General features: G+C 72.8%; 6 protein-coding genes. 2 read left to right on the forward strand and 4 right to left on the reverse strand.

The window, feature by feature from the left end:
• Positions 1-1178, forward strand: a 1178-nt coding sequence (locus I4I78_RS27555; protein WP_218614420.1) for a TetR/AcrR family transcriptional regulator, incomplete at its 5' end; no start/stop codon positions are given.
• Here the strand turns inward: I4I78_RS27555 and I4I78_RS27560 are convergent.
• Genes I4I78_RS27560 through I4I78_RS27575 form a run of 4 tightly spaced genes read right to left on the reverse strand, consistent with a single transcriptional unit; the run spans position 1153 to position 6457 of the window.
• The gene (locus I4I78_RS27560; protein WP_218614421.1) at positions 1153-2292 is read right to left on the reverse strand and encodes a phosphotransferase family protein; all 1140 of its coding nucleotides are present in this window, start codon (positions 2290-2292) and stop codon (positions 1153-1155) included. The two genes, I4I78_RS27555 and I4I78_RS27560, sit on opposite strands and share 26 nt — an antisense overlap.
• Positions 2289-3839: a class I adenylate-forming enzyme family protein gene (locus tag I4I78_RS27565; RefSeq protein WP_218614422.1), complete on the reverse strand. Its 1551-nt coding sequence runs from the start codon at positions 3837-3839 to the stop codon at positions 2289-2291. Before I4I78_RS27565 ends, I4I78_RS27560 begins: the two co-directional genes overlap by 4 nt.
• Entirely contained in the window at positions 3829-5187 is a 1359-nt protein-coding gene (locus tag I4I78_RS27570) for an MFS transporter (RefSeq protein ID WP_218614423.1), read from the reverse strand. Before I4I78_RS27570 ends, I4I78_RS27565 begins: the two co-directional genes overlap by 11 nt.
• 55 nt (positions 5188-5242) lie before the next feature.
• Positions 5243-6457: a CaiB/BaiF CoA-transferase family protein gene (locus I4I78_RS27575; RefSeq protein WP_218614424.1), complete on the reverse strand. Its 1215-nt coding sequence runs from the start codon at positions 6455-6457 to the stop codon at positions 5243-5245.
• 168 nt (positions 6458-6625) lie between these two features.
• Here I4I78_RS27575 and I4I78_RS27580 point away from each other — a divergent pair.
• The coding region (locus tag I4I78_RS27580; protein WP_218614425.1) for an acyl-CoA thioesterase II at positions 6626-7380 on the forward strand (755 nt) is incomplete at its 3' end.

A 7380-nucleotide genomic window follows, 5' to 3' on the forward strand; every position in this document is an offset into this window, starting at 1 on the left:
CCGTCGATGACATCGCCACCGCCGGGGGCATCTCGCGTGCCACGCTGTACCAGTACTTCGCGAGCAAGGACGAGATCTTCTCGGAGCTGCTCGCGGAGTGCGGCGGAGCGCTGATGCGCGTCGTGCGCAGGCTCGGTCCGCTCGGCCCCACCGCGCAGGGATTCGACAACCTGCACTGGTGGCTCGGCGAGTGGGCCTGGGTGTACGACCGCTACGCCACGATGTTCGCGCAGTGGAACCAGCTCGACACCCCCGCCAGCGACTATCGGCCCACGGTGTCGGGCTTCGTCGACGCCTACACCGCCCGGATCGCGTCGCGGTTGGAGTCTTCCGGCTACACGGCACCGCCCGAGGTCGACCTCGCGGCCGCGGTGATGCTCGTCGTGCACCGGATGAACGCGTTCCGGTCCACCCGCGGCACCACCGCCTCCGCGGTCCCCGACGAGGTACTGCTCGACGGCCTGGCCGTCACCGTGCAGCTGGTGCTGTTCCCGGACACTCCGGATGCCGTGCTGGCGAGCCTCGGCGCCGTCACCGCCGGGGCGGAGGTCGCCCCGGCCCCGGCGTTGCCCGTGCCGTCGAACCGGTTCGCCGGGCGCAGCGCGCGGGTCCGCCGGACCGTGCGCGACGTGCTCGACGCCGCGGCCCGGGTCTTCGCCGAGCGCGGCTACCAGGCCGTGAGCATGGACGAGATCGCCACCGCGGCCGGTGTCGCGCGGGGCACCGTCTACAAGTACTTCTCGGACAAGAGCGACCTGCTCTCGGTGCTCGCGGAGGAGGCGCACACCGAGCTCGCCGAGCTGCTCGCCCGGCTACCGGGCCCGGTAGCCGGGCACCCGTTGGCGGTGTGGCTGCACGCCTACCTGCCGGCCTACCGGCGACACGCCGGCGTGGTCGCGGTGTGGTCGGACCGGCAGGTGACCACGCCAGTGGTGCTCGAGCACGCCGACGGGATGTCCGCGGCCCTGCGCGCGAACCTCGCCCGGGCGCTCGGCCACGTCGACCGGAGCTACCCCTTCGACCTGCGGGTCGCCACGCTCGTCGCCTCGGCCGCACTCGAACGGCTGCCGCTGGGCCTGACCGTGCGGGGCCGGGACGTGGCCGACGACGAGGTGGTCGAGACCATGGCCGCCTTCCTCGAGCGGGGCCTGCTCAACCCTGGGAACCCGCCGGACTGACCGCCGCCCCGCCCTCCAGCAGCGCCAGCGTGTCGAGGTCGTCGGTGGCGACCGAGAACCGGTGGATGGCGGTGTGGTTGTCCTGCCCCCAGTGGTCCCGCGTGCCCATCCAGCTCATCAACCCGTACATCGCCCACCGGCGGTAGTCATGCCACCAGGCCTCCTGGTCGGGCACCTCGCGCACGCCCCCGGCCCGAAGCGCATCGCGGTAGTGCGCGAGCAGGTCACGTTCGGCGGCCCGCCGCTCCTCGGTCGTCAGCGCGCCGACGACGAAGTAGCTCATGTCCCGCAGCGCGCTGCCGGTCCGCGCCATCTGCCAGTCCAGCCAGATTCTCGTGCCGTCCGGCCGCAGGTAGGTGTTGCCGAGGTATGAATCGCCGTGCACGAGGGTCACCGGGCCGCGGCTGTCGCGTGCCCACTCGTTGAGCAGGTCGTAGGCGCGCAGGAACCGCTGCGGGTCGGCGACCATCCACGCGGGCAGCCGCTCGCGGTACACGTCGCGACCCAGGTTCTCCTCGACGAGCCACCAGATCGTCCGCGGCTGCTCGCAGTCACCGGGGGTGTCCATCGAGCGCGGCAGCCAGCGTGCGGTGTGCAGCGCGGGGGCGTCCCAGAATCGGGCGTGCAGGACGGCGAGGTCGTCGAGGGCGCTGGCGACTCCGTCGATCCCGAGGTGCTGATACGTGCTGCCGAACTCCCCTCCCACCTCGATCAGGTCCTCGAGCACCACGAGCCCCCGGGTGCTGTCGGCGTCCCAGTCCCCCAGGTACGCGCGCGGGACCGGTAGGCCGTGGTCGGTCAGCAGGTCGTGATAGACGCGGGCCTCTGTGCGGCAGATGTCGAACGGGTTCGGTCTGCCGGTGAAGTTGCCCTTCAGACAGAGGCGCCGCGGTAGCCCCGCGGCGCGCCCGGCGGCGTTGTACTCGACCGCCACCCGCACCTTGGACGTGTGGGTGGTACGCACCTCGACGGTCTCGAGTCCCTCGACGACCGTGCCCGGATGGCGCCGGGCGAGCATCCCGCCGAGCCACTCGGCCGTCAGGTCCGCGCAGTGCTCCGGCAGGGGGTCCTGGCGGCCGTAGGGTCCGTGGGGTCCTCGCGGTTCGTGGCTCATACGGGCTCTCCGGCGGGGACGGCGAACCGCGCCCGCAGCTCCGCCTTGGCGATCTTGCCCAGTCCGGTCCTCGGCATGGCGTCGACGATCTCCAGTCGTTCCGGCAGTTTCTGAACCATCAGGCCGGCGCCCCGCAGGTCCGCGGCGACTTCGGCGAGGCCGGGCGGCCGGGCCGGGTCGGCCGGCCGCACCACGGCGCACACGAGCTCGCCCCGCGTCGCGTCCGGCAGTCCGACGACGGCGACCTCCGCGACCGCCGGCAGCTCCCGCAGCAGGTCCTCGATCTCGACCGCCGAGAGGGTCTCGCCCTTGCGGATGATCACGTCTTTGATCCGGCCGGTGACGGTGACGTGCCCCGACGGCGCGAGCCGGACGACGTCGCCGGTCCGGAGCCAGCCGTCGGCGGTGAAGGCGGCGGTGTCGTGCGTCGGGTCCGTGTACCCGGTGGTCACCGAGATGCCCCGCAGCTGCAGCTCGCCCTGGGCGCCGGGCGGGAGCACCTCGCCGTCCGAACCCACGACCCTGGCGTCGAGGTGGGGGAGGAGCCTGCCGTCGGTGGCGGCGAGCACCGCGTCGTCGTCGCGCACGTCGGCGACCGCGACCATGAGGACCTCCGTCATCCCGTAGCTGTGGGCGATCCGGGCTCCCAGCTCGGATCGCAGCGCGTGGTAGAGCCGCGACGGCAGCGGAGCCCCGCCGCCGCCGAACAACCGCAGTGTGGGCAGCGGGTGCGTGCCGGTACGCCGGTGTTCCTCGAGGATCGCCTGGTAGAGCGTCGGGCTGCCGCCGACGATCGACACCCCGTGGTCACGGAAGGTGGCCAGCGTGCGCGGCGGGTCGAAGGCCTCGATCAGGACCGTCGGCGTCCCCGTCAGCAGGCTGATGGCGAGGTACTGGCTGCCGCCCAGGTGGGCGATCGGGAAGGCGATGCACCCGACGTCGTCGTGCCGGGCGCCCGCGGTCGACCCCTCCGCGAACCCCGTCGCCGCGGCGATCACGCCGCGATCGGTGTGCTGGGCCGCGCGGGGGGCACCGGTCGTCCCCGAGGTCGGGTAGGCCCACGTCACCCGGTCCGGATCGGACGGGGGCGGCGGTAGGTCGGGGGCACCGGGGCCCGCGGCGGTCCCTTTGTCCGGCACCGCGGTCGGGACGTGCCCGAGTCCGTTCGCCCCGAGGACCCCGCGGACGAGCGACTCGTGGTCGGTGCCCCTCCAGACCCCCGGCACCAGCACGAGGTCGGGACGGCCCGCAGCGAGCAACGCCCCCAGCTCCCGCTCCCGGTACATGATCAGCAGCGGCATCTGGAACGCGCCGAGACGGCTCAGGGCGAGCATCACCAGCACCGTGGAGACCCGGTTGGGTAGCTGCCAGGCGACCCGGCTCCCCTGGCCCACGCCGAGGGCGGCGAGCCCGGTGGCAGTGGCCTCCGACCGCTCCCGCAGGTCGGCGAAGGTCAGCCGCGCGCCGTGCTCATCGACGAGGGCCGGGGCGTCGGGGCTCGTCCGGGCCCGCCGCTCGACGAGCTCCCAGTAGGTCTCAGACCGCATCGGCCGCATCCTCCCGGTGGGGGCTCGCGAGGGGCGGCTCTTCCGCCGCGCGGTCCGGGACGAGGCCGCCCGCGTCCGTCCGCGGCGCCGTCGTGATCACCGCGATGCCCAGCACGGCGGCGGCCGCGAGCAGCAGAGCCGGGGCGTATGGGCTGCCGGTGGCCGCGGTGAGCCGGGCCGCGTAGTACGGAGCGAACCCCGCGCCGAGGACCGAACCGATGTTGAAGCCGATGGCGGCCCCCGTGTAGCGCACCCGGGCCGGGAAGAGCCCGGTGAACGCCGAGTACGCCGGCGGCGGAGCGGCGCCGGCCAGGCCGACGAGGAACCACAGGGCCACCCCGACCAGGATGATCGGCGTCCCCGCCGTCCCCAGCGCCAGCATGATCGGGACCACGGTCACCAGGAGGGCGACGAGCACGGTGACGAGCACGGCCTGTCGACCGAAGCGGTCCACCGCCACCCCGCTGAGCAGGGCGAACGGCAGAGCGAGGGTCAGCGCGACCGCGGCGACGACCGAGACGGTCGCCGCGGGCAGTCCGGCGGTCGTTTGCAAGTAGATGGGGATGTAGGCCGCGGTCGTGTACCCGACCAGGCCGACCGCGACGGACAGTGCGGCGACCCGGAGCACCGCGCGCCAGTGCTCGCGCAGGACCTCCCGGACCGGCGAGGTCGGGACCTCCTGCCGGGCGACGACCGCCCGGAACTCCGGGGAGTCCTCGAGCCGGACCCGGTAGACGAGGCACAGGATCGTCAGGGGCAGGGAGATCAGGAACGGGATGCGCCAGCCCCAGGTGGCCATCTGGTCGCCCGAGACGAGCGTTGCGAGCGCGACGACCGCGGGTGCGACCGCGACACCGGTCGAGAACCCGAGCGGAGTCATGGCGCTGAACAGTCCGCGCCGCTTCGCGGTGCTGTACTCGGCGACAAACGTCGCCGATCCCATGAGCTCGCCGCCCGCGGAGAACCCCTGCAGGAGCCGGAGGAGCACCAGCAGGACCGGTGCGGCGAGGCCGATGGCCCCGTGGGTGGGCAGGACCCCCATGGCGAAGGTCGCGGCGCCCATCAGCGTCACGGTGATCACCAGGGTGTGCCGCCGCCCCAGCCGGTCACCCATCCGGCCGAAGAAGAACCCGCCGATCGGCCGGGCGACGAATCCCGCGGCGAACACCAGCAACGACGAGAGCACCGCGGTGACTGTGCTGCCGCCCGGGAAGAAGAGGGGCGCGGTGTAGACGACCAGGTAGGCGTACACCGCGAAGTCGTACGACTCGATCATCGTGCCCAGCAGGCCCGCGATCGCGGCACGCCGGGCGAGGGGTGGTGTGGGGCTGACGCTCGGCTGGCTCATGGTCCTCACTTCGTCGTGACCGGACGGAGCGCTCCGCAGCCCGCGGAGCGGCAAGTCAGAGCACGGCGCCGGAGATCTTCAGCTCGAGGATCCGGTCCATGTCGAGGCCGAGCTCGCCCAGGACCTCGTCGGTGTGCTCGCCGTGGACGGGGGCGCGCCGGGTGTCGCCGGTCTCGCCGTTGAACTGCAGCGGCGCCGGGACCAGCCGGAACGGGGTGCCGTTGGCGTCCTTGAGCTCGTTGAGGTATCCGTTGGCGACGACCTGCGGATCGTCGAGGACCTCCAGCGGTGTCTGCACCGGGGCCCAGGCGCCGCGGCCGCGGCCCAGGACCTCCTGCGCCTCGGCGAAGCTCAGCGCGCCGAACAGGGCGGAGATCTCGGCGATCGCCTCCTTGTTGTTGCGCATCCGGGAGGCGTGGTCGGCGAACCGGGGATCGGTGACGAGGTCGGGACGGCCGAGGGCGGTGGTGAGCTCCGGCCAGTAGCGGTCCGACTCCAGCATGACCAGGGACACGAACCGGCCGTCCTGGGTGCGGTAGCTGTTGACCAGCGCATTGGGGGCGTCTGCCGGGTTGTAGCGCGGGATCCGCTCGATGCCGAAGGCGGCCGAGGCGGCGAGGTTCGCCCCGTTGGCCCACGCGCCCGTCGCCAGCAGGGAGTTGTCGACGGTCAGCGCCTCGCCGGTGCGTTCGCGGTGCAGCAGGGCCGCGGAGATCCCACCGGCGATCGTCAAGCCGCCCAGCACGTCGCCGAACGCGGCGCCGGGCTGGGTGACCGGGTAGCCGAGCTCATCCGGGCTGGCGGTGTCCGCCGCACCCGAACGGGCCCAGAAGGTCGAGTTGTCGTAGCCGCCGCGGTCGGCGTCCGGGCCGTGCTGGCCGTGCGCCGACCCGCGGACGTAGACGATCCGCGGGTTCACGGCGCGGATGTCCTCGACGTCGATCCGCAGCTTCGTGCGCGCGGCGGGCAGGAAGTTGGTGAGGAACACGTCGGCCCTCGCGGCGAGCTCCAGCAGCAGCTCGCGGCCTTCCTCGGACTTGAGGTCGAGGCCGACGCTGCGCTTGCCCCGGTTCGGCAGCTCGACCATGTGCGCGACCCCGCCCTGGGGTACGAGGCCGGAGGTGACCAGGCCCCGTTGGGGGTCGCCGGTCTCCGGGTGCTCGACCTTCAGCACGTCGGCACCCCACTCGGCGAGGATCCCGCCGGCGACGGGGACGTAGGTCCAGGAGGCGACCTCGAGCACCCTGATCCCGTTCATGATGGCGACCATGTGGACGGCTCCTCGTCGTCGAGTCCGGTGTGGGACCCGGGCATCGCGGCCCGAGCGCTGAGGACGTTAGCAGCGATCTGACTAGAGTGTCACCCTTCTCGCGTGGGTTTGGGCACGAGAAGTGTCGAGCTATGGATCCATGGTTCTGACTCGACGTATGCTCCTGTGGTGTCTCTGACGGAAACGGGCGGGCCGACGGCGGCCGTCCACGGTGAACCGGCCCTCGACCTGCTCGACCTGCTCACCCTCGAGCCCATCGGCGCCGACGTCTTCCGCTCCACCTGTCTGTTCGCCGACGGCCCCTACGCACTCTTCGGCGGTCAGGTGGCGGCCCAGGCGCTGCGGGCCGCGGGGCTGACGGTGCCGGAGGACCGGGTGCCGCACTCGCTGCACGGGTACTTCGTGGCCGCGGGCACCGCGGCCGAGCCCGTGGAGCTGACCGTGGAACGGGACCGCGACGGCCGGTCCTTCTCCGCCCGCCGAGTGGTGGTCCGGCAGGCGGGGCGGATCATGTTCAGCATGGGGGCGTCGTTCCAGGTGGCCCCGACGGGCGGGGCGGGGCTAGATCTGACCCCATCCCCGCAGGTAGTCGAGCCGGACGGGCTGCCGGGCGTCGGCCTGCACCGGATGGCGTCGTTCGAGGGGCGGTTCCCCCCGCACGACGGGCCCGCCGGCCTGCCCCCGACCTTCTGGGCGCGCTGCACGACCCCACTCGGTGAGTCCCCGATCCTGCACGCCTGCGCACTGACCTATCTCTCGGACTTCTCCAGCGGGCTGCTCGGGCTGCACGAGCGAACCGGATCGAGGACCGGGCCGAGCCTCGACCACGCGCTCTGGTTCCATCGCCCCGCCCGGCTCGACGACTGGGTGCTCCTTGACATGACCGCGCGCACCGTCGGAGCGGACCGCGGCTGGTACACCGG

The organism is Pseudonocardia sp. KRD291, assembly GCF_019263595.1.
GTDB lineage: Bacteria > Actinomycetota > Actinomycetes > Mycobacteriales > Pseudonocardiaceae > Pseudonocardia.